Annotated in this window: 26 protein-coding genes; 19 read left to right on the top strand and 7 right to left on the bottom strand. The window is 65.2% G+C overall.

All coding sequences use genetic code 11. The annotated features are described in order from the left end of the window. Positions 1–4: 4 nt before the first annotated feature. A complete protein-coding gene (locus tag ACIQ3Q_RS13085) occupies positions 5–2224 on the top strand; it encodes a heavy metal translocating P-type ATPase (protein WP_396269535.1) in 2220 nt (739 codons plus the stop codon). Here ACIQ3Q_RS13085 and ACIQ3Q_RS13090 read toward each other — a convergent pair. Further along, positions 2218–3618: a response regulator gene (locus tag ACIQ3Q_RS13090; RefSeq protein WP_396269536.1), complete on the bottom strand. Its 1401-nt coding sequence runs from the start codon at positions 3616–3618 to the stop codon at positions 2218–2220. The genes ACIQ3Q_RS13085 and ACIQ3Q_RS13090 overlap by 7 nt on opposite strands. Before the next feature lie 198 nt (positions 3619–3816). Here ACIQ3Q_RS13090 and ACIQ3Q_RS13095 point away from each other — a divergent pair, with 198 nt between their 5' ends. The 3 genes from ACIQ3Q_RS13095 (at position 3817) to ACIQ3Q_RS13105 (ending at position 6525) form a co-directional block, all read left to right on the top strand. Continuing rightward, entirely contained in the window at positions 3817–4704 is an 888-nt protein-coding gene (locus tag ACIQ3Q_RS13095; protein WP_396269537.1) for a DUF2167 domain-containing protein, read from the top strand. A gap of 75 nt (positions 4705–4779) precedes the next feature. Next, a complete protein-coding gene (locus tag ACIQ3Q_RS13100) occupies positions 4780–5145 on the top strand; it encodes a carboxymuconolactone decarboxylase family protein (RefSeq protein WP_396269538.1) in 366 nt (121 codons plus the stop codon). 87 nt (positions 5146–5232) lie between these two features. Next, positions 5233–6525, top strand: coding sequence for an O-acetylhomoserine aminocarboxypropyltransferase/cysteine synthase family protein (locus ACIQ3Q_RS13105; RefSeq protein WP_396269539.1), 1293 nt, complete (start codon positions 5233–5235; stop codon positions 6523–6525). Positions 6526–6568: 43 nt separating this feature from the next. Here the strand turns inward: ACIQ3Q_RS13105 and ACIQ3Q_RS13110 are convergent, their stop codons facing one another. Further along, the gene (locus ACIQ3Q_RS13110) at positions 6569–7180 is read right to left on the bottom strand and encodes a winged helix DNA-binding protein (RefSeq protein ID WP_396269540.1); all 612 of its coding nucleotides are present in this window, start codon (positions 7178–7180) and stop codon (positions 6569–6571) included. A 173-nt stretch (positions 7181–7353) separates the two neighbouring features. Here ACIQ3Q_RS13110 and ACIQ3Q_RS13115 point away from each other — a divergent pair, with 173 nt between their 5' ends. The 8 genes from ACIQ3Q_RS13115 (at position 7354) to ACIQ3Q_RS13150 (ending at position 13544) form a co-directional block, all read left to right on the top strand. After that, on the top strand, positions 7354–8331 hold the full coding sequence (locus ACIQ3Q_RS13115; protein WP_396269541.1) for a TRAP transporter substrate-binding protein: 978 nt from the start codon (positions 7354–7356) through the stop codon (positions 8329–8331). A gap of 62 nt (positions 8332–8393) precedes the next feature. Then, positions 8394–8906 (top strand): TRAP transporter small permease, encoded by a 513-nt coding sequence (locus ACIQ3Q_RS13120; protein ID WP_396269542.1) that lies wholly within the window; start codon positions 8394–8396, stop codon positions 8904–8906. A 3-nt stretch (positions 8907–8909) separates the two neighbouring features. Beyond that, complete coding sequence (locus tag ACIQ3Q_RS13125; protein WP_396269543.1) at positions 8910–10208, top strand: TRAP transporter large permease; 1299 nt, start codon at positions 8910–8912, stop codon at positions 10206–10208. A 3-nt stretch (positions 10209–10211) separates the two neighbouring features. After that, a complete protein-coding gene (locus ACIQ3Q_RS13130; protein ID WP_396269545.1) occupies positions 10212–10988 on the top strand; it encodes an allophanate hydrolase subunit 1 in 777 nt (258 codons plus the stop codon). Continuing rightward, positions 10985–12028 carry a biotin-dependent carboxyltransferase family protein gene (locus tag ACIQ3Q_RS13135; protein ID WP_396269546.1) on the top strand — a complete coding sequence of 348 codons (1044 nt, stop codon included), beginning with the start codon at positions 10985–10987 and terminating at the stop codon, positions 12026–12028. The genes ACIQ3Q_RS13130 and ACIQ3Q_RS13135 overlap by 4 nt, the downstream gene beginning before the upstream one ends. 1 nt (position 12029) lies before the next feature. Beyond that, complete coding sequence (locus ACIQ3Q_RS13140) at positions 12030–12824, top strand: LamB/YcsF family protein (protein ID WP_396269548.1); 795 nt, start codon at positions 12030–12032, stop codon at positions 12822–12824. A 68-nt stretch (positions 12825–12892) separates the two neighbouring features. Beyond that, positions 12893–13099: a type II toxin-antitoxin system VapB family antitoxin gene (locus ACIQ3Q_RS13145; protein WP_396269549.1), complete on the top strand. Its 207-nt coding sequence runs from the start codon at positions 12893–12895 to the stop codon at positions 13097–13099. Positions 13100–13157: 58 nt separating this feature from the next. Next, positions 13158–13544: a type II toxin-antitoxin system VapC family toxin gene (locus ACIQ3Q_RS13150; RefSeq protein ID WP_396269550.1), complete on the top strand. Its 387-nt coding sequence runs from the start codon at positions 13158–13160 to the stop codon at positions 13542–13544. A 90-nt stretch (positions 13545–13634) separates the two neighbouring features. Here the strand turns inward: ACIQ3Q_RS13150 and ACIQ3Q_RS13155 are convergent, their stop codons facing one another. The 3 genes from ACIQ3Q_RS13155 to ACIQ3Q_RS13165 form a co-directional block, all read right to left on the bottom strand. After that, complete coding sequence (locus ACIQ3Q_RS13155; RefSeq protein WP_396269551.1) at positions 13635–15101, bottom strand: cytochrome P450; 1467 nt, start codon at positions 15099–15101, stop codon at positions 13635–13637. Positions 15102–15204: 103 nt separating this feature from the next. Beyond that, positions 15205–15579 (bottom strand): DUF779 domain-containing protein, encoded by a 375-nt coding sequence (locus ACIQ3Q_RS13160; protein ID WP_396269552.1) that lies wholly within the window; start codon positions 15577–15579, stop codon positions 15205–15207. Between the two features lie 97 nt (positions 15580–15676). Then, positions 15677–17200: an aldehyde dehydrogenase family protein gene (locus tag ACIQ3Q_RS13165; protein WP_396269553.1), complete on the bottom strand. Its 1524-nt coding sequence runs from the start codon at positions 17198–17200 to the stop codon at positions 15677–15679. 423 nt (positions 17201–17623) lie between these two features. Here ACIQ3Q_RS13165 and ACIQ3Q_RS13170 point away from each other — a divergent pair, with 423 nt between their 5' ends. From ACIQ3Q_RS13170 to ACIQ3Q_RS13180, 3 genes are read left to right on the top strand one after another with little or no spacing between them, the layout of a single operon-like run. After that, on the top strand, positions 17624–19591 hold the full coding sequence (locus ACIQ3Q_RS13170; protein ID WP_396269554.1) for a sigma-54-dependent Fis family transcriptional regulator: 1968 nt from the start codon (positions 17624–17626) through the stop codon (positions 19589–19591). A gap of 37 nt (positions 19592–19628) precedes the next feature. Beyond that, positions 19629–20108, top strand: a complete 480-nt coding sequence (locus ACIQ3Q_RS13175) for a helix-turn-helix domain-containing protein (RefSeq protein ID WP_396269555.1) — start codon at positions 19629–19631, stop codon at positions 20106–20108. Further along, positions 20101–20802 (top strand): nucleotidyl transferase AbiEii/AbiGii toxin family protein, encoded by a 702-nt coding sequence (locus ACIQ3Q_RS13180; RefSeq protein WP_396269556.1) that lies wholly within the window; start codon positions 20101–20103, stop codon positions 20800–20802. The genes ACIQ3Q_RS13175 and ACIQ3Q_RS13180 overlap by 8 nt, the downstream gene beginning before the upstream one ends. Here ACIQ3Q_RS13180 and ACIQ3Q_RS13185 read toward each other — a convergent pair. Then, complete coding sequence (locus tag ACIQ3Q_RS13185) at positions 20785–21306, bottom strand: DUF2478 domain-containing protein (protein ID WP_396269557.1); 522 nt, start codon at positions 21304–21306, stop codon at positions 20785–20787. The two genes, ACIQ3Q_RS13180 and ACIQ3Q_RS13185, sit on opposite strands and share 18 nt — an antisense overlap. A 159-nt stretch (positions 21307–21465) precedes the next feature. Between ACIQ3Q_RS13185 and modA the strand changes: the two genes are divergently transcribed. From modA to ACIQ3Q_RS13205, 4 genes are all read left to right on the top strand, one after another. After that, positions 21466–22230, top strand: coding sequence for a molybdate ABC transporter substrate-binding protein (modA, locus tag ACIQ3Q_RS13190; RefSeq protein ID WP_396269558.1), 765 nt, complete (start codon positions 21466–21468; stop codon positions 22228–22230). Between the two features lie 11 nt (positions 22231–22241). Then, a complete protein-coding gene (gene modB, locus ACIQ3Q_RS13195; protein ID WP_396269559.1) occupies positions 22242–22937 on the top strand; it encodes a molybdate ABC transporter permease subunit in 696 nt (231 codons plus the stop codon). After that, positions 22934–23608: an ABC transporter ATP-binding protein gene (locus tag ACIQ3Q_RS13200; RefSeq protein WP_396269560.1), complete on the top strand. Its 675-nt coding sequence runs from the start codon at positions 22934–22936 to the stop codon at positions 23606–23608. The genes modB and ACIQ3Q_RS13200 overlap by 4 nt, the downstream gene beginning before the upstream one ends. Before the next feature lie 62 nt (positions 23609–23670). Then, entirely contained in the window at positions 23671–24447 is a 777-nt protein-coding gene (locus ACIQ3Q_RS13205; protein WP_396269562.1) for a TOBE domain-containing protein, read from the top strand. Between the two features lie 7 nt (positions 24448–24454). Here the strand turns inward: ACIQ3Q_RS13205 and ACIQ3Q_RS13210 are convergent, their stop codons facing one another. Further along, complete coding sequence (locus ACIQ3Q_RS13210) at positions 24455–24751, bottom strand: addiction module antidote protein (RefSeq protein ID WP_396269563.1); 297 nt, start codon at positions 24749–24751, stop codon at positions 24455–24457. Positions 24752–24921 lie beyond the last annotated feature (170 nt).

Raw genomic sequence — 24921 nt, forward strand, 5'->3', positions numbered from 1 at the left:
CCCCATGCCCGCCCCTTTGAAGCTCCACATCACCGAGATGAGTTGCGCCGCCTGTGTGGGCCGGGTGGAGAAGGCTGCGCTCAAGGTGGCTGGTGTGGCGGTGGCCCAGGTGAACTTGACCACCGAGCAGATGACGGTGGAACTGGCCAAAGGCCACAAGCCCGCGGCCGTGATGCCCAGCTTGCTGGCCGCACTGGCCGATGCGGGCTACCCCGCCAGCCTGTTGGCCGATGATGCAGCCCTGCCCTCTGAGGCCCCAGTGGCTCCGGCCCTGCTGTGGCTAGGCCTGGCGCTGTCTCTGCCGCTGACCCTGCCCATGGTGGGCATGTTGTGGGGCGCGCATTGGATGCTGCCGGCCTGGGTGCAGTTTGCGCTGGCCACCCCTGTGCAGGTGCTGCTGGGGGCGCGCTTCTACAAGGGCGCTTGGAGTGCGCTCAAACATGGCAGCGCCAATATGGACGTGCTGGTGGCCTTGGGCACCTCGGCCGCCTATGGCCTGAGCTTGGTGCAGTGGGCGCGCGGCGAAGGCCCGCATGCCCTGGCCTTTGAGGCCAGCGCCATGGTCATCACCCTGGTGTGGCTGGGCAAGTGGCTGGAGGGCGTGGCCAAGCGCCGCACCACCGATGCGCTGCGGGCGCTGCAAGACCTGCGCCCCGTCACCGCCCGCGTCCGCACACCCGAAGGCGACGAACGTGAAGTGCCGCTAGAGCAGGTGCGCGTAGACGACCTGGTGGTGGTGCGGCCCGGCGAGCGCGTAGCCGTGGACGGTGTGGTGGTGGAAGGGGCCAGCCAGGTGGATGAAGCCCTGATCACCGGCGAGAGCCTGCCCCAAGCCCGCCACCCGGGGGACACGGTGGTGGGCGGGGCCATCAACGGCGAAGGCGCGCTGCTGCTGCGCACCACCGCGATTGGGGCAGAAAGCACGCTGGCTCGCATCGTGCGGCTGGTGGAAAGCGCGCAGTCGCGCAAAGCGCCCATTCAGCATTTGGTAGACCAAGTCGCCGCCGTGTTCGTGCCGGTGGTGGTGGGCCTGTCCCTCATCACCTTGTTAGCCTGGGGCCTGATGGGCCACAGCGACACCCCCTGGGCCACCGGCCTGATGCATGCCGTGGCTGTGTTGGTGATCGCCTGCCCTTGCGCGCTGGGCCTGGCCACGCCGGCGGCCTTGATGGTGGGCATGGGGGCTGCGGCCAAGCATGGCATCTTGATCCGCGATGCTGAGACCCTGGAGCGCGCCCATCAGGTGAAAGCCGTGGCCTTTGACAAAACCGGCACCCTCACCGAAGGCCGCCCTCAGGTCATGCATGCTGAAGGTTTTGGCCTGGCGCGTGAGCAAGTGCTGGCCCTGGCCGCCGCGCTGCAAGCCCACAGCCTGCACCCGCTGGCCAAGGCGGTCACCCAGGCTTGCGCCAGCGCACAAACGCCACCCGCCGATGGCGCCTGCCCCCTCCCGCCCGCCGCTGCGCAGCAAGCCCAAGCCCATGCAGGATTGGGTGTCAGCGGCCTCATCGCCGGTGCCCGTGTGCTGCTGGGCAGCGAGCGCTGGATGCACACACTGGGCGTCGACCTGCAGGCGGGCCAAGACACCGCGCAAGCCGAGCAGACCCAAGGCCGCACGGTCTCGTGGCTGGCTCGTGAACGCGCGGGCGGGGCGCCCGAACTGCTGGGCCTGATCAGCTTTGGCGACACGCTCAAGGCCGATGCCGCCCAGGCCATCACCCGCCTGCACGCCATGGGCCTGCACACCCTACTGCTGTCGGGCGACAACGCAGGCGCGGCGAATGCCGTGGCCCAGACCCTGGGCATGAGCGACGTGCGCGCCCAGGTGCTGCCCCAAGACAAAGCCCAGGCCGTTGCGGAACTGCGCCAACGCTTGGGCGGTGCGGTGGCCATGGTGGGCGACGGCATCAACGACGCCCCGGCCCTGGCCGCCGCCGACATTGGCATTGCCATGGGCAGCGGCACCGACGTGGCCATGCAAGCGGCGGGCATCACCCTGATGCAAAGCCACCCCGCCCGCGTGGCCGACGCCCTGGACATTGCCCAGCGCACCAGCGCCAAGATCCGCCAGAACCTGTTCTGGGCCTTTGCCTACAACGTGGTGGGCATTCCGCTCGCCGCCCTGGGCGTGCTGCACCCCATGTTCGCCGGAGCGGCGATGGCGCTGTCCAGTGTGTTTGTGATTGGCAATGCGCTGCGGCTGGGGCGCTGGCGGCCTCAGTGAGGGGGGCGCTGTGGCACTGGTAGCCAACGTAGCACCGTACAGAGCAAGGCCTCAGGGTTCACCGGCTTGGAGATGAAGTCGTTCATGCCGGCGACCAAGCAGGCGGCGCGGTCTTCGGCAAAGGCATTGGCGGTCAGGGCGACAACGGGCAGAGCGGCCAGCCCTGGGCGTTGGCGCAAGCGGCGGGTCGCTTCCAGGCCATCAAGATGGGGCATCTGAACGTCCATCAGCACGATGTCAAACGAGGCCGCCTCCAGCATGCGCAGGCCCGCGAAGCCGTCTTCGGCCATCTCCACCACCAAGCCTGCGCCTTCTAGGATGAAGGCGGTGATCTCGCGGTTGACGGGCTCGTCCTCCACCACCAGCACGCGCTGGCCTGCATGATTGCGCTGCAAGGTCACTTCAGCGGGTTCAGGGCGCGGCGCCACCGGGGGTGCACTCTGCACCGGGCCTTTGAGCAAACACGCGGTGAACCAAAACGTGCTGCCCTGGCCCGGCACACTGCTGGCCCCTGCATCACCGCCCATCATCTGGGCAATGCGGCGGGTGATGGTCAGGCCAAGCCCCGTACCCCCAAACTGCCGGGTAATGGCCGTATCGGCCTGCTTGAAGGGCTGGAACAGCTCGGCCAATGTGGCCGCATCGATGCCCATGCCTTGGTCTTGCACCTCGAATCGCAAATGGATGCTGTCCTGGCTTTCAGACAGCACGACAACCCGCAACACCACCTCACCCGCCTCGGTGAACTTGACGGCGTTGGCCACGTAGTTGAGCAAGGCCTGTTGCAAGCGCATGGGGTCGCCGCGCAAGCGCTCGGGCAAAGCAGGTAACTCGGTGCGCAGGGTCAAGCGCTTGGCCTGAGCCCGCTCATGCACCATGGACAGCACATTGCCCACCAAGCTCTCGATGCGCACCTCGGCTTCATCGAGTTGGAACTCACCGGCCTCAATCTTGGAGTGGTCCAGCACGGCTTCGACAATACCAAGCAGGTGTCGGCCTGCCGCTTCCAGCTTGTCCAAGCGTTGATTCTGCTCGGGGTTGACACTGCTGCGCCGAATCAAGTGGGCCATGCCGGTAATGGCATTCAGCGGTGTGCGTATCTCGTGGGACATGTGCGCCAGAAAGCTGCTCTTAGAGGCATTGGCGTGGCGGGCCTGGGCCTCTGCCCGCTGCAGCATGAGCACCAAGCGCGACACCACCAGGGCCACGATCACCGACACGACTGAGGCTGTGACCAAACCCGTGATGGCGTAATCCAGCCGCCATTCGCCAAAGAAGAACCAACTCATCCCCGACACCAGCACCAGCGATCCCAGTGTCGAGAACAGCAGGATCGCCAGAAAAATGCGCAGCCCAGACCAACGCTTCAAGTGATCAAAGGTCCGGTCAAGCATGGTGCGGGGGCACAGCGGCGGTCATGGAACAGGGCAAGGTCAAAGGGATAGGGGGTACCGGCCAAACGAGACGGGCCAACGGGGGCTATCGTCCCCCAAAGTACAGGCTAAAGGGGTGTGAGCGGCTGGCAGGTGTGCGCTTTGTCTCCATATCGCCCTGCTCTGCGAGAATCCCCGGCCACAAAGGGAGGATTCCACGTGAACAAAACACTGCAGTGGCTGATGGCCACAATCTGGTGGGTCTGCGCTGCTGGCGCACAAGCCCAAGGCATGAGCCCAGACGAGCAAAAACGCGTCTTTGCTGACGCCGATAAAGCCTCGCAAAGCGGCCCTGCCGCCATCGCCCTGGCCAACCAAGCCCAGTTGAAACTGCCTGAGGGCCACACCTTTGTGCCCCAGCCTCATGCGCAAAAAGTGCTCAATGCCATGGGCAACCCGGGCTCAGACCCGCGTCTGCAAGGCCTGATTTTTCCCAAGGGCGACGATCAATGGTTCATGACCGTGCGCTTTGAGGACTCGGGCTACATCAAGGACGACGACGCTAAAGAATGGAACGCCGACGACCTGCTCAAGAGCTACAAAGAAGGCACGGAAGCAGCCAATGAAGAGCGCGCCAAGATGGGCGTGCCCGCCATGGAGATTTTGGGCTGGGCCCAAACCCCGCAGTACGACGTGGCCACCCACCGCCTGGCCTGGGCCATGTCCTCCCGTGAAAAGGGCGCACCGGCCACCGCCGAGCAAGGCGTGAACTACAACACCTATGTGCTGGGCCGCGAGGGCTACTTCACCATGAACTTGGTGACGGATTTGAAGTCGCTGGAGGCCCACAAGCCCGCCGCCCAAACCATGCTGGCCGCGCTGAACTTTGATGATGGCAAGCGCTATGCCGACTTCAACCCCAGCACCGACAAGGTGGCTGAATACGGCCTAGCGGCCTTGGTGGTGGGTGGTGCAGCCAAGAAGCTGGGCCTGTTGGCCACGCTGGGCTTGTTCTTGGCCAAGTTCTGGAAGGTCGCCCTGATTGGCCTGGCCTTCTTGGGCGGCCCACTGCTGAAGCTCTTCAAGCGCAAGAAGGCTGAGGTTTGATGCAGCGCAGGCCATGCATTCGTATTCACTTATAAAGTGAACCGTCAGAGACACTCACTTTCTATGGAACACCCCATGAGCGCACAAACCCCTGACTACGCCCAGCTGACGGCCGACATCTCGGCCCACCTCAAGCCCCTGCGCACCGACACCCCGGCCGTGATGAAGGCCTTTGGTGACTTGGGCAAGGCGGCGCTGACCCCTGGGGCCTTGGACGAGAAGACCAAAGAGCTGATCGCCCTGGCGATTGGCGTCACCCAGCGCTGCGACGGCTGCATTGGCTTTCACGTCAAAGCCCTGGTGCGCCAGGGCGCCACCAAGGCCGAGTTGGAAGAGACCCTGGGTGTGGCCACCTATATGGGCGGCGGCCCCGCGCTGATGTATGCCGCCAATGCCCTGGCCGCCTGGGACCAGTTCACGGCCGGGCAAGCCAGCGCATAAGCTTCTGAGCAAACCGTCCAAGCCTTGCCCGGACTTGGACAAGCCTCTGCGTCTAGACTCTGAACTCCCCATGACGAGGAGTTCAAGATGACCCGAGACAGCAGCGCCTGGCGCTTTGAGACCAAATCTGTGCATGCCGGCTGGGCCGGTGACCCGACCACCAAGGCCGTGGCCGTGCCGCTCTACCAGACGGTGGCCTACTCCTTCGACAGCGCGCAGCACGGCGCCGACCTGTTCGACCTGAAGGTGGCGGGCAATATCTACACCCGCATCATGAACCCGACGCAGTCGGTGTTGGAAGAGCGGGTCGCCGCACTCGAAGGCGGCTTGGCCGCGCTGGCCCTGGCCTCGGGCCAAGCCGCCATCACCTACGCCATTCAGACCATTGCCGAAGCTGGTGACAACATTGTCTCCAGCAGCGCGCTCTATGGCGGCACTTACAACCTGTTTGCCCACACGCTGCCGCAATACGGCATCCAGACCCGCTTTGCCGACGCCGCCAACCCGGCCAGCTTCGAAGCCCTGATCGACGACAAGACCAAGGCCATTTACTGCGAATCCTTGGGCAACCCCCTGGGCAACATCACCGACATCGCCGCGCTGGCCGCCATTGCCCATCGACACGGCGTGCCGCTGATCGTGGACAACACCGTGCCCAGCCCCTATCTGTGCCGCCCCATCGAGCACGGCGCCGACATCGTGGTGCATTCGCTGACCAAGTACATCGGCGGCCACGGCACCAGCATCGGCGGCATCATTGTCGACAGCGGCAAGTTCCCCTGGGCCCAGCACAAGGCCCGCTTCAAGCGCTTGAATGAGCCCGACGTCAGCTACCACGGCGTGGTCTACACCGAGGCCTTAGGCCCGGCCGCCTACATCGGCCGCGCCCGCGTGGTGCCGCTGCGGAATATGGGCGCAGCCATCTCTCCCTTTAATGCCTTCTTGATCCTGCAAGGCCTGGAGACCCTGGCCCTGCGCATGGACCGCATCTGCGACAACACCTTGGCTGTGGCCCAGTTCCTGAAGGCCCACCCCAAGGTGAAATGGGTCAACTACTCGGGCCTGCCCGACCATGCCGACCACGGCCTGGTGCAAAAGCAAATGGGCGGCCGCGCCTCGGGCCTGCTGACCTTTGGCGTACAAGGCGGCCGCGAAGGCGGCGAGCGTTTCTTGGACGCACTGCAGCTCTTCACCCGCCTGGTCAACATTGGCGACAACAAGTCCCTGGCCACCCACCCCGCTTCCACCACCCACCGCCAGCTCTCGCCCGAAGAGTTGGCCAAAGCGGGTGTGACGGTGGACACGGTGCGCCTGTGCGTGGGCATCGAGCACATTGACGACCTGAAGGCCGACCTGACGCAGGCGCTGGCTGCGGCATGATGTGAGGCGGTGCGCGGCCCTCTCTGAGCCCGCACCCACAGACTCAAAAAGAGGTCGCAGCGCGCGCGGCCTGGTCGTATCGGCCAGAAAGCGTGCGCAGCAGGCGAGCCGCGTCGCCAATGCGCTCGTTCTCTTCGGCGGTGCCTGAGAACCCAGGCATCAAGCAGGACTCCCGCACGGTGCGGTAGTCGGCGCACAGGGCCAAGCCCTTGGGCGTGGTCGAGAAAAAAACTTCCTTGCCACGCTTGGTACTGCTCACCAGCCCTGCGGCCATCAGCTTTTTGAGCGCGTAAGACACCACGTGGGTGTCTTCAATGTTCAGTACAAAGCAGATGTCCGCCAGGCGCTTCTCAGAGCCGCGGTGGTTGGTGTGGTGCAAGACCAGCACATCCACCGGCGCCATGTCCTTCACCCCGGCCGCACTCATGCAGCGGGTCAGCCAGCGGTTGAAGGCATGCGCGGCAATGATCAAGCCGAACTCAAACTCCGACAACTCGGGCGACTTGGCGGACACCAAATGTGCAGAGGTGACGATGCGCAAGCCGCCCCCGCCGCCACCGGCCTCCTCGTCTGCCGCCGCAGTGGCCACCGCGGTGGCCTGCCCCTTCTTGGGCGGAGCAGCAGGAGGCGACGAGCGGGGTTTGGCAGCGGGCATGAAGAACAACTCCGGGCAAGGTGTAAGCCGCGATGGTAGCGCTACGGGTAAACACGCGACGCCCATGATGACAAAACGTTGATAATTTATAAACGTTTTGAGGACGATGTGCCTTTGATGTGTCGATCAGCACCGCCTCGCTGCGCTCCCCCAACCCGAAACAGGAGACCTTCATGCTTCATCGTCGTCTCGCGTTGACCAGCACCGTGGTGCTGACGCTGGCCATGGCCCTGCCCGCTGCGGCGCAACAGAAGTGGGACATGCCCACGGGTTACCCAGCGGCCAACTTCCACACCGAGAACATTGTTCAGTTCAGCAAAGACGTGGAGAAGAGCACGGCGGGCAAGCTGAAGATCACCGTGCACGACAGCGGCTCGCTGTTCAAGGCCAATGAGATCAAGCGTGCGCTGCAAGGCGGCCAGGCTCAGATCGGGGAGATCATCATCTCCGGCTACTCGAATGAGAACCCCGTCTACGGTGTCGACTCCATCCCCTTCTTGGCCACCAGCTACACCGACGCACAAAAGCTGTGGCAAGCCTCGCGCCCGGTGACCGAGGCCAATCTGGCCAAGCAAGGCCTGAAGGTGTTGTACGCCGTGCCTTGGCCCGCTCAGGGCATCTTCAGCACCAAGCCCTTGAACTCGGTGGCGGACCTGAAGGGCGCCAAGTGGCGGGCCTATAACCCCAACACCAGCCGCATTGCGCAATTGGTGGGCGCGCAGCCCGTGACCGTGCAAGCCGCCGAGCTGACCCAGGCGCTGGCCACCGGCACGGTCAACACCTTCATGACCTCTGGCGCCACAGGCTACGACAGCAAGGTCTGGGAGCAGGTGAAGTACTTCTACGACGTGGCCGCTTGGCTGCCCAAGAACCTGGTCATCGTTTCGCAAAAGTCTTTTGATGCGCTGGACAAGCCCAGCCAAGAGGCCGTGCTCAAGGCGGCCGCTGAGGCCGAGGCCCGTGGCTGGAAGGTCAGCCAAGAAAAGACGGCGTGGTACATCGACCAGTTGAAGAAGAACGGCATGACGGTGGACGCAGGCTCACCCCAGCTCAAGGCCGAGCTGCGCAAGCTGGGCGAGACCATCATTGCCGAATGGGCCAAGCAGGCCGGCGCTGACGGCCAGGCCATCCTGGACGCTTACCGCAAATAAGAGCGCGTGTGCGGGAGGCCGGCACCGCCCGCCTCCCTGTTCTCTTTCACCAAGGACTCCTCATGCAGCGTTGGGCTCATCATCTCTTCCAAGTCGCCGCTCAATTGGCGGGGCTCAGCCTGCTGTGCACGCTGATCATGGTGTTGTTCAGCATCACCGGGCGCCTCTGGCCCAGCATCAGCATCACGGGCGCAGACGCCTATGCCGGTTACTTCACCGCCGGCACGGCCTTTTTGGCGCTGGCCCCCACCTTGAAGCGCGGCGAGCACATTCGCGTCACGCTGCTGTTCAGCCACCTGCAGCCCAAAGCACAGCACGCCATGGACGTGCTCTGCCATCTGTTGGCCCTGCTGATGGCCTGTGCGCTGGCGGTGTTCTCGGTGCGCCTGGTGCTGCAGTCCCACAGCTTCATGGACATCTCCACCGGCCTGGACGCCACGCCCTTGTGGATACCGCAAATGGGCATGGCGTTGGGCTGCATCTTGTTCGCCCTGGCCTTCTTGACCGACCTGATCCGCCTGCTGCAAGGCGAGACATTGCACAACGCATCGGGCGAGCTCGCCCGCACGGAGTAAGCCATGGACTTGGGCATCACCCTGCTGCTGATTGCAGCGCTGTTCTTGATCCTCGGCGCAGGCGTCTGGATCGGCCTCTCCCTGACTGGCGTGGCCTGGATCGCGATGGAGTTGTTCACCAACCGGCCCGTGGGTGACAGCATGGCCATCACCATGTGGGGCTCAGCCTCGTCTTGGACGCTGACCGCCCTGCCGCTGTTCATCTGGATGGGTGAGATCCTGTTCAGAACGCGCCTGTCGGAAGACATGTTCAAAGGCTTGGCCCCCTGGCTGGAGAAGCTGCCGGGCCGCCTGCTGCACACCAACATCATTGGCTGCACCATCTTTGCGGCGGTGTCGGGCTCGTCGGCGGCCACCTGCGCCACCATCGGCAAGATGACCCTGCCCGAACTCAAGCGCCGGGGCTACCCCGACGGCATCGCCATCGGCACCTTGGCCGGGGCTGGCACGCTGGGCCTATTGATCCCGCCCTCCATCATCATGATCGTCTATGGCGTCTCGGCCAATGTGTCGATTGCCAAGCTGTTCATTGCGGGGGTCATCCCTGGCCTGCTGCTGGCCGGGCTGTTCATGGGCTACACCGTAGTGTGGGCCTTGCTGCACCCTGAGCAAATCCCTCCAGCCGGCCCGGCAACCAGCCTGCTGGACAAGCTCCGCGCCTCCAAGCATCTGATCCCGGTGGTGTCCCTCATCATCGCCGTGCTGGGCTCCATCTACACCGGCATTGCCACCGCCACCGAGGCCGCTGCGCTGGGCGTGGTCGGGGCGCTGGTGGTGGCAGCCACCCAGGGCGCGCTGAGCTGGAAAACCTTTCAAGACAGCCTGCATGGCGCAGCGCGGCTCTATTGCATGATCGCGCTGATCTTGGCAGGGGCCGCCTTTCTGACCCTGGCCATGGGCTATATCGGCCTGCCGCGCCACCTGGCCGAATGGATAGGCACGCTGGGCCTGTCGCCCCTGGCCCTCGTGATGGCTTTGATGGTGTTCTTCATCGTGCTGGGCTGCTTCTTGGACGGCATCTCCATCGTGGTGCTGACCATGGGCGTGTTGCTGCCCACCGTCGAGGCGGCCGGTCTGGACTTGATCTGGTTCGGCATCTTCGTGGTGCTGGTGGTCGAGATGGCGCAGATCACACCACCCGTGGGCTTCAACCTCTTTGTGCTGCAAGGCATGACGGGCCGCAACATTGCATGGTTGGCGCGGCAAGCCTTTCCCATGTTCTTGCTGATGATCCTGGCGGTGCTGCTGATCTACTTCATGCCGGGTCTCATCACCTGGCTGCCGCAGCAGATGCAGGGCTGAGCCATGAACCCCGCAGTGCCAGACGGCCCGCGTTTGTTGGCGCTGGGTGAAGCGGCTTGGACCCTAGAGATCAGCCCTCAGGCCAGCGCCTTGGCCCACCACCAAGTCATGGCCTTGGCCCATGAGCTTGAGAGCCATCACGCCCACTTGGCGCAGCAGCACGGCGTCACCGACATCGTGGTCAGCTTCCGCTCCTTGACGGTGCACTTTGACCCCCTTCGCAGCCCCGGTGATCAGCTCGGCCAGCAATTGCTGGCCTGGGCTCAGCACACACAGCCACGGCCCCAGAGCGGCCGCCGCTGGCGCCTGCCCCTGTGCTGCGACGAAAGCGTCAGCCCTGACTCGGCGGAGCTGGCGGCAGCCAAGGGCATGAGCCCAGAGGCCGTGGTGGCGCAGTTCAGCCAAGCACGCCTGCGCGTTGCCATGATCGGCTTCATGCCCGGCTTTCCCTACATGACGGGTTTGCCCGCCGCGCTGGCCCTGCCGCGCCGCGCCACCCCGCGCAAAGCCGTGCCCGCGCGCTCGGTGGCCGTGGCCGGTGAGATGGCCTGCATCTACCCCTGGGAGAGCCCCGGCGGCTGGCACCTCTTGGGCCGCTGCCCGCTACCGATGTTTGAGTTAAGCCACCCCCAGCAAGCCGCCTGGCTGCAAGCCGGTGATGAAGTGCAGTGGCAGCTGATCAGCCTGGACGCCTTTGCCGCCTTGGAGCAGCGCGTCCAGACCGGGGCGTGGCAGCGCCAAGACTTTCTGATCTCCACCGTGGAAGCCGCCTCCGCATGACGGCGATCTTGCGTGTACTCAGCGGTGGCGCCGGCTGCACCGTGCAAGACGCGGGCCGCCAAGGCCAGCGCCACCAGGGCATTCCCAGCGCAGGCTGGTTGGATGCACCGCTGGCCCATGCCGCCAACGCCTTGGTGGGCAACACGCCCGATGCGGCAGCGCTGGAGTTGCGTGGCCCCGGCTTGCACCTTCGCATCGAGCAAGGCCCCGTGCGCGTGGCCTTGGCCGGGGCTATCAGCGCCAGCGTGCACCACGCCGATGGCCGCCGCTGGCCCCTGCCCCCTTGGCGCAGCGCCACGCTGGCCGAGGGCGATGTGCTCAAGATCAGCGCCCTGCAGCAGCCGCAGATGGGCGGCTGTGCAGTGCTGGCTGTGGCCGGTGGCCTGCAAGTGCCTGCCGTCTTGTGCAGCCGCGCCACCTATGCCCGCGCCGCCCTGGGTGGGCTGCAAGGCCGCATGCTGCGCGCTGGCGATGCCCTGCCCGCGCAAGCCGCCGACCCGCATGCGCAAGACTGGCTGGCCCCCGCCCCATGGGCCTTGCCCGACGCGCCCTTGCGCGTGCTGTGGGGCCCGCAGGACGACCACTTCAGCGAGCCTGCACTAGCCCAGTTTCTGAGCACCACTTGGCAGGCCACGGCCGAGCAAGACCGCATGGGCTGGCGCCTCAGCGGCCCGGCGCTGAAGCACCTCACCCCCGCCCATGCCGACATCGCCTCAGACGGCGTGGCCCCAGGCGCCATCCAGGTGCCCGCCAACGGCCTGCCCATTGTGTTGGGGCCTGATGGGCAAACCGTGGGCGGCTACCCCAAAATCGCCACCGTGATCCGGGCCGACCTGCACCGTTTGGCCCAAGCTTGGCCGGGCCGGGGGCTGCGCTTTGAGGCCGTGAGCCGCGAAGCCGCGTTGCAAGCCCTAAGCACGCTACAGGCCCAGGAAGCCGCCTGGGCGGCCAGCCTGCTGCCCTGCCCGCCGCTGGGGGGGCTGGACGAGCAGGCGCTCTATACCCAGAACTTGATCAGCGGCGTCATTTTTAAAGACTGACATGAGCACCTCTATCAACCTCAATGCCGACCTGGGCGAAAGCTTTGGCGCCTGGACCATGGGCGCCGATGAGTCCCTGCTCGCCATCGTCAAGAGCGCCAACATCGCCTGCGGCTTTCATGCGGGCGACCCGTGGGTGATGCGTCAAACCGTGCAGCGCGCACTGGCTCAAGGTGTGAGCCTGGGCGCCCACCCCGCCTTCCCCGACCTGCAAGGCTTTGGCCGCCGCCGCATGGACATCCCGGCCCGCGAGCTGGAAGCCCTGCTGATTTACCAGATCGGCGCGCTGCAGGCTTTGGCCGCCGCCGAAGGTGGACGCGTCACCCACGTCAAGCCGCATGGTGCGCTGAGCAATATGGCTTCGGCCGACGACACCCTGGCCGACACCGTGGCCCGCGCCGTCCGTGCACTGGACCGCGAGCTTATCTTGCTGGCCCCCGCACACTCGGCCCTGGCCCGTGCGGGCGAGCGCGCCGGCCTGCCCGTGGCGTTGGAGGTCTTTGCCGACCGCGCCTACCAAGACGACGGCCAACTGGTGCCGCGCAGCCACCCCCAGGCCATGGTGCACGGCGCCCAAGCCAGCTGGGCCCATGTCGAGCGCATGCTCACTGAACAAGCCTTGGTCAGCCTGAACGACCAGCGCTTGCCCACCCCCATCCATAGCATTTGCGTGCATGGTGATGGGCCTGAGGCGGTGGCAACGGCGCGGCATTTGGCCGAGCGCTTGGCGCAGGCGGGCTGGGCCTTGCAGGGCCTTCCAGTGGTTCTTGCATCGCCAGGCGTGGCCAGCACCTAGATGCTCCGACCATACACATTGAATCCAATTTGATGTAAATTGTCATCAACTTTGATGCCGGAGCACCCATGCGAACCACTGTCACCATTGATGATGATCTGTATGAGCGCGCATTGGAGGTCGCCGAGCCCGGTATGGACAAGGCCGATTTGTTCAGAGAGGCGATCAAGACTTTTGTGCGTGTGCAGGCTGCCAAGAGGCTAGCCGCCCTCGGTGGCACGATGCACGAGATGCCCGATGTTCCTAGACGGCGGGATGTCTCTTCAGCGGTATGAGGATCTTGCATCATCTCCAAGCACCCGTGCCAGGGCCCTCCGCCCCAAGGTTCCTGCCATGAGTGGCATCGTGCTGATCGACACTTCCGTTTGGGTGGATCACTTTCGGAGCAGGAATGAAGAGCTGACGCAGCTTCTGCTCAATGACTTGGCTTGTTGCCACCCTATGGTGTTGGCCGAGTTGGCTTGCGGCACGCCGCCTTCACCTCGGGGGCAAACGCTGCGCGATCTGTCAAACCTTCCCCACGTGCAGCAAGCCAGCCTGCTGGAGGTGATGGCCTTCGTGGAAAGAGAAGAGATCTATGGCCTGGGTTGCGGCTTGGTCGACATGGCCCTACTGGCCTCCACCTTGCTCACGCCTAGGGCGTCGCTGTGGACGCTGGACAAGCGGCTATTTGCGCTCTGCGACAGATTTGGTGTCGCCTATTTCTCGCAGTGGCACTGATCCGAGCGTGATCTAAGGAAGCTCTGCATAAATCGGGGCGAGCCCGCGCTAGCCCGGACCGGCCTGATATGTGCAGAGCTTCCCTAAGGCCTAACTCGCCGTCTCTAGCGCTGCCAAGGCCTCTCTGAGCCTCAGGGCCTGAGCCTGGTTCCGAGCTTGGTTCACCCGGCGCGTCAGCATCACCGGCACCGCGCCTTCAGGCCGCAAGGTGACGTTGAGCTTGGGCACGCAGGCGCGGGCGTCGGCCGGTAAAGAGAGGTTGAAGCGCTGCAGCAGCATGGCAGCCAGCAGTGTCATCTCCAACATCGCAAAGTGCTGGCCGATGCACACGCGAGGCCCCGCGCCAAACGGCATCCAGGCGCCGCGCGGCACGGGTGGGGCCTCAGGCAAAAAGCGCTGAGGCATGAAGCGCAGCGGGTCGGGAAAGTTGCGCGCATCACGCTGCAGCACCCAGGGCGTGACGCGCAGCACCCAGCCCTTTTCAATGTGGTGGCCGCCCAGGCTGAAGTCCTCGGTGGCGCGGCGCAGCATCAAGGCGCCCACGGGTGGGTAGAGGCGCATGGCTTCTTTGAGCGTGGCAGTGAGCCAAGGCAGGCGCGCCATGTCTTCGGCTTCGGGCTCGCGGCCTTGCAGCACGCTGTCCACCTCGTCTTGTGCGCGTTGTGCCAAGCCCGGGTGCTCGGCCATCAAACGGCTCCACCACAGCAAGGCGCTTGCGGTGGTTTCATGCCCGGCCTGAAAGGTCACCATGCATTGGTCGAAGACCTCCACCGGGCTCAGCGGCTCGCCGCTGTGCTCGTCGCGCAGTGCCAGCAGCATGGCCAGCAGGTCTTGGCGCGGGTCATCGGCAGGGGCGCGACGCCGCTCATCAATGTGGCGGCCCACCAGTTCGCGCATCATTTCCAGCGCCTGTACTTTGCTGCGCTTGCCCGGCAGAGGCAGCCAGCTTGGCAGCGCAAACGGCCGCATCATCTCTTGCATCGCTGCCGCCCCCAGTATTTGCACGGCATGGCCTGCGGCGCGGGCGTCATCGGGCGCACGGCTGGAGAACAAGGTGCGCATGATCACGTCCATGGCCACCGTGGTCCACAGCTCGTCAATGTTGACGCTGGCACGCGCTTGGCCCTTCGGCAGCACCTCGTCCAGTGCACTGCGAGCGGCGTCCGTCATCAAGCGGGCGTACCCGGCCACGCGCTTGGGGGTGAAGGCCGGTTGCAACATGCGGCGCTGGCGTTGCCAGGTCTGACCTTCGGTCACCAGCACGCTCTGGCCCATCAATTGGGCAAAGACGGCAGGCCCGCGCTCCCAACGCGTGATCTGAGCGGCATGGTCCACCAGCAGCTCGCGAGCCAGCTCAGGGTTGAACACATCGACCACGGTTTCGACGATCAAACCCATTTTGGAGATGTCGCCAAAGCGCAGGTGCAGTTCATCCCGCGTGCCCAAATAGTCCCGGCGCATTTGGCGCGAGTGTTTGAGCGCGCGCCACAAGCCCATGCGAGGACCGGGGATCTCGGCCGACAGCGGCACGGTGCGGGCAAGAAGCGGGGCAGGCATGGACGGGCCTTTGCTGAGAAGTAGGTCTCGGCCCAGTGTGCCCAGGCCGGGCTGCACCCAGTCATCTGAAAACAGCCCCGCTTACCCCGCCCTTTTCAAGCACTCAAGCGAGAGGATGCTGCTCCAACCACGCATATTCCTCGTCCGTCCAGGCTCGGCTCGTGGTCTTGAAGTGCTGGCCCTCGCCGTCCTCCAAAGAGAATGTCCCCAGGCTGCCTTGGCCCACGTCCAGAATCAGTTGAGTGCCCAGGGTGTAGTCCACCTGGGTGCGGCCCATCCACAGGGGCGTGCCGTCGATCTCACCGTAGCGCAGGTCGTCTTTGCCCAGATTCAGCTCGGTGGGCTTGAAGGCCATGGGGGTGGAGCCGTCACAACAGCCATGGGACTGGTAGATCAGGATCTCGCCGTGCTTGGCGCGCAAGCGGGCCAGCAGGGCACGAGCGGCTTCGGTGGCCACCACGCGGGGAACGTTGCTCACAAGGATTCTCCAAAGCAAAAAGGGAGCAGCCCGAAAGCTGCCCCCGCAAGAGACCGCCCAAGGACTTCCCTCCCTGAGCCGACCCGATCACGAACGCTTAGAAGAAGCCCAGCGCGTTGGGCGAGTAGCTGACCAGCAGGTTCTTGGTCTGCTGGTAGTGGTCCAACATCTGCTTGTGGGTTTCGCGGCCGATGCCCGACTCTTTGTAGCCACCGAAGGCCGCGTGCGCCGGGTAGGCGTGGTAGCAGTTGGTCCACACACGGCCGGCCTGAATGGCGCGGCCCATGCGGTAGGCACGGCTGCCATCACGGCTCCACACACCAGCACCCAGGCCGTAAGGCGTGTCGTTGGCGATTTGCAGCGCTTCTTCTTCCGTCTTGAAGGTGGTCACGGCCAGCACCGGGCCGAAGATTTCTTCGCGGAAGATGCGCATGCTGTTGTTGCCCTTGAACAGCGTGGGCTGGATGTAATAGCCACCGGCCAGGTCGCCACTCAGCTTGGCTTGGTCGCCGCCGATCAGCACTTGCGCGCCTTCTTGCTTGCCCAGCGCCAGGTAGGACATGATTTTGTCCATCTGCATGGCCGAGGCTTGTGCACCCATCATGGTGTCGGTGTCCAGCGGGTTGCCTTGCTTGATGGCCTTGACGCGGTCCAGCGCGCGGGCCATGAACTTGTCGTATACCGACTCTTGGATCAGCGCGCGGCTGGGGCAGGTGCAGACCTCGCCTTGGTTGAAGGCGAACAGCACCAGGCCTTCGATGGCCTTGTCAAGGAAGGCATCGTCTTGGGCGGCGATGTCGTCAAAGAAGATGTTGGGGCTCTTGCCGCCCAGCTCCAGCGTGGCCGGGATCAAGTTGCCCGCAGCGGCTTGCGCAATGACCTTGCCGGTGGCTGTGGAGCCGGTGAAGGCGATCTTGGCAATGCGCTTGGAGGTGGCCAGCGGCATGCCGGCTTCACGGCCATAACCGTTGACGATGTTCAGCACGCCTGGGGGCAGCAGGTCGGCAATCAGCTCGGCCATCACCAAAATGCTGATGGGGGTGGACTCGGCCGGCTTCAAGACCACGCAGTTGCCCGCGCCGATGGCGGGGGCCAGCTTCCAGGCGGCCATCAAGATGGGGAAGTTCCAGGGGATGATCTGGCCGACCACGCCCAGAGGCTCTTGGAAGTGATAGGCAATGGTGTTGCCGTCGATCTCGCTCAAAGCGCCTTCTTGTGCACGCAGGCAGCCGGCAAAGTAGCGGAAGTGGTCGATGGTCAGCGGGATGTCCGCATTCAGCGTCTCGCGCATGGGCTTGCCGTTGTCCACGGTCTCGGCATAGGCCAGCACTTCGAGGTTCTGCTCCAGGCGGTCAGCGATCTTCAACAGCAGGTTGGCGCGCTCGGTGATGGGCGTGCGGCCCCAAGCCGGTGCAGCGGCATGAGCGGCGTCCAGCGCCAGCTCGATGTCGGCCTCGTGCGAGCGAGCGGCCTGGGTGTAGACCTTGCCGCTGATGGGCGTGATCACGTCAAAGTACTCGCCACCCAGGGGGGCCACGAACTTGCCGCCGATGAAGTTGTCATAGCGGGGCTTGTAGGCGACTTTGGCGCCGGGGGTGTTGGGCTGTGCGTAAACGGTCATGTCTCTCTCCAGTTCTAAAGGCTAAAGGCCAGGGCTCTGAGCAGTCCTTCTGCTTGAGCACGCCAAACCAATTGCACCCCTCGTGCCAACCCGTTTTGTGCAGGCAGCGGGCTGCTGGCGCGCAAACCGTGGCCCAGGACTTGCAATCTGTTCAGCCCAGGGTGCGGCGCGTCGTGCAGCTGTTCAGAAGCTGAACAGCAACCCCTGTACAGCGCGCTCAAACGCACCAGCCTGGCCGTGCCACTGTTGGCACTCCCCAGGTAGACCCCTATGCACCCATATACATATCTAGGACTTACGCAAAGCAGGCAGGGCTAGGCGCGAAGGCGCAGACAGTACACCCAGTACGGCAAGCCGAAGCAACGACGCCATGCCTGTTTTGCGCAAGTCCGCATATCAACATCACCTCAGGGCGAGACCACCATGACACTCACCACCCCGCACAGCGGCAGCCCCACCCCAGGGCCGGCCCTGAAGCTGGCGCGCCAACAACTGCAAGACCAAGGCTTGGTGCAGACCGGCCTGATCAACGAGCGCGTGAACCAAAGCTGGCAGCGCAGCCTGAGCCACGGCCTGGTGCCTGCGGGCCGCCCGCCCGGCGCGCCGCATGCCTCGGCCCCGCAACTGGCCCGCGCCCTGGAGCAACACCAAGCCCTGGTGGCTCATGCGCGCCCCGTGATGGAGTTTTTGGCCGAGCAAACCCGAGACACCGACAGCATGGTGATCCTGGCCGACGCCCAAGGCATGCTGCTGCAGGCCTTGGGCGACGCGCCCTTTTTAGACCGCGCCCAGCGTGTGGCCCTGCGCCCCGGTGCGAACTGGCACGAGCAATGGCGCGGCACCAACGCGATTGGCACCGCCCTGGCCGATGGCGCGCCCACCGTGGTCCATGGCGGCGAACACTTCTTGGCCCGCAATGGCTTTTTGACCTGCACAGCCGCCCCCATCTTTGACCCGGCGGGCCGCACTGTTGGGGCCTTGGACATCTCGGGCGACCACCGCAGCTACCACCGCCACACCCTGGGGCTGGTGCGCACGGCCGCCAACATGATCGAACACCGCCTGTTTGAGCACCAACACGCGGGCCATCTCAAGCTGCGCCTGCATGCCCAGGCCGAAGGCATTGCCACCGTGGCCGAGGGCCTGGTGGCCCTGGACGACAGCGGCCGCCTGGTGGGCGCCAACCGCCAAGCCCTGCTGCTGCTGGGCCTGCCCTGGACAGCCCTGCACAGCAGCGCCATCGAGCGCGCCTTGCAAACACCGCTGGCCACGCTGTGGGCCTGGGCGCGGCAAGACGGCATGGCGCCGCGCCGCGTGCTGAGCGCCGAGGGCAAAGTCTTGTGGGTGCGCGCCGAGGCTCTGCGCAGCGTGTGCGTCAACGCCCAGCGTGCGGTGGCGGACCCCGCGCCCCTGCCTGCCACCCATCAGCCACCCACGCCACAAGATGCGCTGGTCGCGCTGGGCACCGGCGACGCCACGCTTCAGGCGGCCATTGAGCGCGCACGCCGCGTCATCGACAAGCCCATTGCCATCTTGTTGCAGGGTGAATCGGGCGTGGGCAAAGAGGTGTTTGTGCGCGCCCTGCATGCCAGCGCGCGCACCCACAGCGGGCCGCTGGTGGCCGTCAACTGCGCGGCCATCCCAGAGAGCTTGATCGAGGCCGAGTTGTTTGGCTACAAAAGCGGCGCCTTCACCGGCGCCAGCCGAGAGGGCGCGCCCGGCCGCATCCGCGAAGCGCATGGCGGCACTTTGTTTTTAGATGAGATCGGCGACATGCCCTTGGCCATGCAAGCCCGGCTGCTGCGCGTGCTGCAAGAGCGCCAGGTCACCCCGCTGGGCGGCGGTCAGCCGGTGGCGGTGAGCTTCCGCCTGGTGTGTGCCACGCACCGCCAACTACGCGCCGAGATGCAGGCTGGGCGCTTCAGAGAAGACCTGTACTACCGCCTCAACGGCCTCACCCTCAACCTGCCCGCCTTGCGCGAGCGGCAAGACTTTGACGCCCTGGTGGCCCTGATGCTGAGCCGCCTGTGCCCACAGCGGCCGCTGGGCTTAGCCCCGAATGTCAACGCCGCCCTGGCCGCCTACCGCTGGCCGGGCAACCTGCGCCAGTTGCACAACGCCCTGCAAACCGCCTGCGCCCTGCTGGGCGACGACGAGGCCGAGCTGAGCTGGAGCCACCTGCCCGAAGACCTGTTGGATGAATTGCGCCCCGGCGCCACAGGCCCTGCCAGCACGGCCCTGCCGCAAGGCGGCCTGCGTGAGCAAGCTCGCAACACAGTGCAACAAGTGGTGCAAGACTGCGGTGGCAACCTGTCTGAGGCGGCGCGCCAACTGGGCATCAGCCGCACTACGCTGTACAAACAAATGGGGCGATGCTTTTGTATCTCATAATTGACATTTTAGCTTCAATGATCATAATGAGATACAAATGCCATCGACCGCTCCACTCACCACAGCACCGTCTGTCGCCCTGCTCAAGCAGATAGGCGAGCAGATTCACGCCCAACGCAAGTCGCTGGGCATCAGTGCCACCGTCACCGCCGAGGCCGCTGGCGTGTCGCGCATGACCCTACATCGCATTGAACGGGGCGAGCCGTCCGTCACGGCGGGCGCCTGGACCAATGTGCTGGCCGCTTTAGGCCTGGGCTTGACGGCCACTGGCCCAGAGCTTGCCGCCACCACCACCCCGCCTTTGGAAGACCATATTCCCGTCCACATCCGGCTGGCCGACTACCCACAACTCAAAGCACTGGCCTGGCAGGTCAAAACCAGCGAGCGCCTGACTGCCGCCGAAGCCCTGGACATCTACGAGCGCAATGCGCGGCACCTAGACGCCTCAGCCATGAGCCCCTCAGAGCGGGCCTTGCTCAACGCACTCCGTACAGCCTTCGGGAGGCACTTTGTTTGAGCGGCCACATCATCAACGCATTGCCCATGTGTTGGCCGCTTTGGATGGTGAACTGCTGCGTGCCCATGCCTGCTGGTTTGGCGGCGGGACCTGCATTGCGCTGCGGTTTGGTGAATACCGCGAGTCGGTGGACATGGACTTTCTGGTTTCTGATGCCGACGGCTACCGAGCCCTGCGCCTTCTTTTGACCGGCCCTCAAGGCTTGAATGCGCTGGTGCGCGCCCAGGCCCAGCCCCTGATCACCCCGCGCGACTTGCGTGCCGACCAATACGGCATCCGAACCTGGGTGCAGATGGATGGGCAGTTGATCAAACTGGAGATCGTGCGCGAAGCCCGCATCACCCTGGTTGCCCCTGGCTCTGACGACATGCTGTGTGGCATTCACACACTCACGTCGCTGGACCTGGCCTGCTCCAAGTTGCTGGCCAACGCCGACCGTCATGCCGATGACGGCGCCTTCAGCCGGGACATCATCGACTTAGGCCTGATGTCGCTGCGCCTGCCCGCCCTGCGCGCGGCCATCACCAAGGCCGAAGCGGCCTATGGTGCAGCCATTCGGCGAGATTTAGCCTGGGCCATCGACCGGCTCCAAACCCGTGAGGGCTGGCTGGAGCGCTGCATGAGCGCCATGGCCATTCACATGCCCAAAGCCTTGCTCTGGAAGAAGGTGCGGGCTCTAAGACGCGTGCTGTAAGGACAGCCACCACGCCTGCACCACCTGCGCATCAGCAGCCAACACCGGTGCCCCACCCGTGAAGGCATCCCAGGCCTCGCGGTGCTGGGCTGACACCACCGTCAGCACCGGCACGCCGGCGCTGAGCAAGGCCATCAGTTCGTCGGCAAAGCCTTCGCCCAGGCTCTCCAACTTGCCAAAGCGGTTGGACACCGCCAGCGCTGCGGGCGTGTCTGCCGCGCGGCGCAGCACTTGGCTGGCCCGCGCAAAACCGGCCGGGTCGGCGCGGCAGCCTTGGGCCTCTTTGCCCAGGTTTTGGCTGATCAGGTAGTCCTCACCGGTGACCACGTCGATCAAGACCATGTCAGCGCTGCAAGCCGCACCTGGCGGGCCGGGGCGGGTCAGCAAGCCTTGCACATCGTGCCCTTGGGCGCGCCACTCCGCCACCAAGGCCCGCAACAGGGCGTGGACGTTGCCGCTGCCGTCGTCGTGAATCGCGGCCAGGCTGATCTCGGGGTGCTGCATGGTGGGCATCATAGCCAGCGCCGCGTCGTGTCTGGGCGGCCATATCGCTCGCGAGGCAGCGTGCAGGGCTATGTTGATTTTGACTTTGCGCTGGCGCACGGCAGGCCAATGCGAGCGCTATATATACTTATATACATCGCTTGCCTTGCCAACCTGAAGATGCCGCCGCTGCGCCAACACCTGACCCGCCTCACCGTACTTGGGGGCTTATGCCTCTGCGTGCTGGGCGCGCAAGCGGGCGAAGTGACGGTGAGCGCCGCCAGCAGCCTGAGCAACGCCTTCAAAGACCTGAAGCCGCTGTATGAAGCCGCTCACCCCGGCAGCACCGTGCAGTTCAACTTTGGCGCCTCGGGCGCACTGCTGGCCCAGGCCAGCAAGGGAGCGCCGGTGGATGTGCTGGTGAGCGCGGATCAAGAGACCATGAACCAAGCCCAAAGCCAGGGCTTGGTGGCGGCAGAGCAGCGCCGAGACATCGCCACCAACACCCTGGTGGTGGTGGTGCCCCGCAGCGCCGCCCACACGCCCAAGAGCACCGCCGACCTGAGCACCGCCCGCTATGCCCGCATTGCCATTGGCTTGCCCGCCAGCGTGCCCGTGGGCCGCTACACCAAGAGCGTGCTGGAAGCCGAAGGACGCTGGGCTGGCATTGAGCCCAAGATGATTGGCGCCAACACCGTGCGCCAAGCCTTGGACTATGTGGCGCGCGCCGAGGTGGACGCCGGTTTCGTCTATGCCACCGACGCCGCCCTGATGCCCGACAAAGTGCGCGTGGCCTTTACCGTGCCCACCACGCGCCCGGTGCGCTACCCGGCCGCCGCCTTGAAGGCCGCCCCCAACCCGGTAGAGGCCCAGCGTTTTGTGGCCTTTTTGCTGCAGCCTGCAGCCCAAGCCGTGTTGGCCAAGTATGGCTTTGGCAAACCCTGAATAAAGCAGCGATGGACAGCGTCTGGACACCCCTGCTGCTGACCTTGAAGGTGGCCGGCTGGGCCACCGCGCTGAACCTCATCTTGGGTGTAGGCGCCGGTTGGGCCTTGGCCCGGCTGGGGCCACCGCGCTGGCGCCTGGCGCGCGACCTGATCGACGCCACCTTGACCCTGCCCATGGTGCTGCCACCCACCGTGCTGGGCTATTACCTGCTGGTGCTGATCGGCAGCCAAGGCCCGCTGGGTGCGTGGTTATTGCAGACCTTTGGCGTGCGGCTGATCTTCACCTGGCAAGGCGCGGTGATTGCCGCCACCATCGTGGCCTTTCCGCTGGTGTTCAAGGCCGCCCGCGCAGCCTTTGAAGGCGTGGACGCCACGCTGGAAGACGCGGCCCGCAGCTTGGGCCTGAGCGAATGGGCCGTGTTCTTTCGGGTCTCTGTGCCGCTGGCCTGGCGCGGCATCTTGGCCGGGCTGCTGCTGGCCTTTGCGCGCGCCCTGGGCGAGTTTGGCGCCACGTTGATGGTGGCCGGGTCCATTGCCGGTAAAACCCAAACCTTGTCCATCGCGGTGTATGAGGCCGTACAAGCCGGGCAGGACGAGGCGGCGCTACACCTAGTGCTGATCATCTCTGCCGTGTGCATCAGCGTGCTGCTGCTAGCGGGGCGGCTCTCACCCTGGCAAGGCCGACAGCAGGAGCGTTTGCGATGAACGGCGCCGTACCCATCTGGGACCTGGCCCTGCGCAAGCACTGGCCGCATGCCCAACACACCTTCACGCTGAACGTGGCCGTGCAGTCCCACGCCCCGCGCCTCATCTTGCTGGGTGTGAGCGGCAGCGGCAAAACCCAAACCATGAAGATGGTGGCCGGCGTGCTGCGGCCGGATGATGGCCACATCCGGCTGCAAGGCGACACCTTGTTTGACCATGCCGCCCGCATCCACACCCCCGCCCATCAGCGCCGCCTGGGCTGGGTGGCGCAAGACTATGCCCTCTTCCCCCACCTCAGCGTGGCGCAAAACATCGGCTTTGCGCTGAGCAGCGGCTGGCGCAACCCCAGCACTCGCCACACGCCAGAGGCCGTCCAACACATGCTGGCCCGCATGGGCCTGAACGCCGTGGCGCAGCACCTGCCGCACCAGATCAGCGGCGGGCAAAAACAGCGCACCGCCTTGGCCCGTGCATTGATGAGCCAGCCCAGCGCCCTGCTGCTGGACGAGCCCTTTGCCGCCCTGGACCCCGCCCTGCGCCAACGCCTGCGAGATGACCTGGCCGCCCTGCTGGCCGAGCTGGCCCTGCCGGTGCTGCTGATCACCCATGACGAGCACGACGTGGCCGCTTTGGGCGGCGAGGTGCTGCGCCTGCCCTCCCCCCGCCCCTGACACCTCAAGACCCACCATGCCCCGCCCCCCCCAAACGGCCCCGGCTCAGCCTGCAAGGCTCCATGTGGCTCGCCGCCGGTGACCAGCCGCTGGGCGGCCACGGCCGCATCGCCCTGCTCAAGGCCGTGGCCCAGCACGGCAGCATCACGGCGGCGGCCAAAGCCTTTGGCATGAGCTACAAAGCCGCCTGGGACGCCATCCACGCCATGAACGAGCGCGCCAGCCAGCCCCTTGTAGAGCGCAGCACCGGCGGCAAAGGCGGCGGCGGCGCCAAGATCACGGCCTATGGAATGGCTTTGATTGAGCGTTACGAAGAGGTGGACGCCGTACACCAACGCTTTGTGAGCCACCTCGACCAACACGGGCTGGACCTGAGCCAGCCCTTCAGCCTGCTGAACGTGATGACCATGAAAACCAGCGCCCGCAACCAATGGGTGGGCAGCGTGGCCACGCTGCGCGCCGGGGCCGTGAACGACGAAGTCGAGCTGGCCCTGCCCAGCGGCCAGCGCCTGTGGGCCACCATCACCCACGAGAGCACCCAGGCCCTGGGCCTGCGCCCCAAGCAAACCGTCATCGCCCTGGTCAAAGCCAGCGCCGTGATGCTGGCTGCCGACTTAGGGACAGGCGCCAAGCTCTCTGCCCGCAACCAATGGCCCGGCACCGTGGCCCAAATCACCCCCGGCGCCGTCAACGCCGAAGTGCTGGTACACACCCCGCAAGGCGCCCACATCGTCGCCATCATCACCCAGGCCGCCGTGGCCGACATGGGCCTGCAAGTAGGCAGCGCGGTGGTGGCGCTGGTTCAGGCGTCTGAGGTGGTGTTGGGGGTGGTGGATTGATAGAGCCTTAAGCCACGGGCTGAATGGGTCGCGGCTCTAAATGCACGCCCAGGGCGTGGCACACCCGCAAGATGGTGTCAAAGCGAGGCTTGGCCCCCGGCTTCAAGGCGTTGTAGAGGTTTTCGCGCCCCAAGCCGCTGTCGGCTGCCAACTGCGCCATTCCTCGGGCACGAGCCACATGGCCCAGCGCCCGCAAAATCTCGTCGGAATCTCCGTCGGCGAAAACCTGCGACAGGTACTCATGCATCGCGGCGTCGTTGTCCAGCTCGCTCACGACATCGAAGGGCACAGTCCTGAGTGACATGATTCAAATCTCCTTGGCTATGCCACCCAAATGTATCGAGTTCGATACTTTTGTCAAAGCAGTGCAGTGCCGCTTTGGTGCCAGCGGAACACGCCGTCGCCGATCAGCGCCGTCACTCCAGGGGTTAGCATGGTAGCTAAACCAGCAGGCGATTGAGGAAACACCCGACC

The sequence above is a fragment of the Ideonella sp. genome (genome assembly GCF_044358605.1).
Classification (GTDB): domain Bacteria; phylum Pseudomonadota; class Gammaproteobacteria; order Burkholderiales; family Burkholderiaceae_C; genus Ideonella.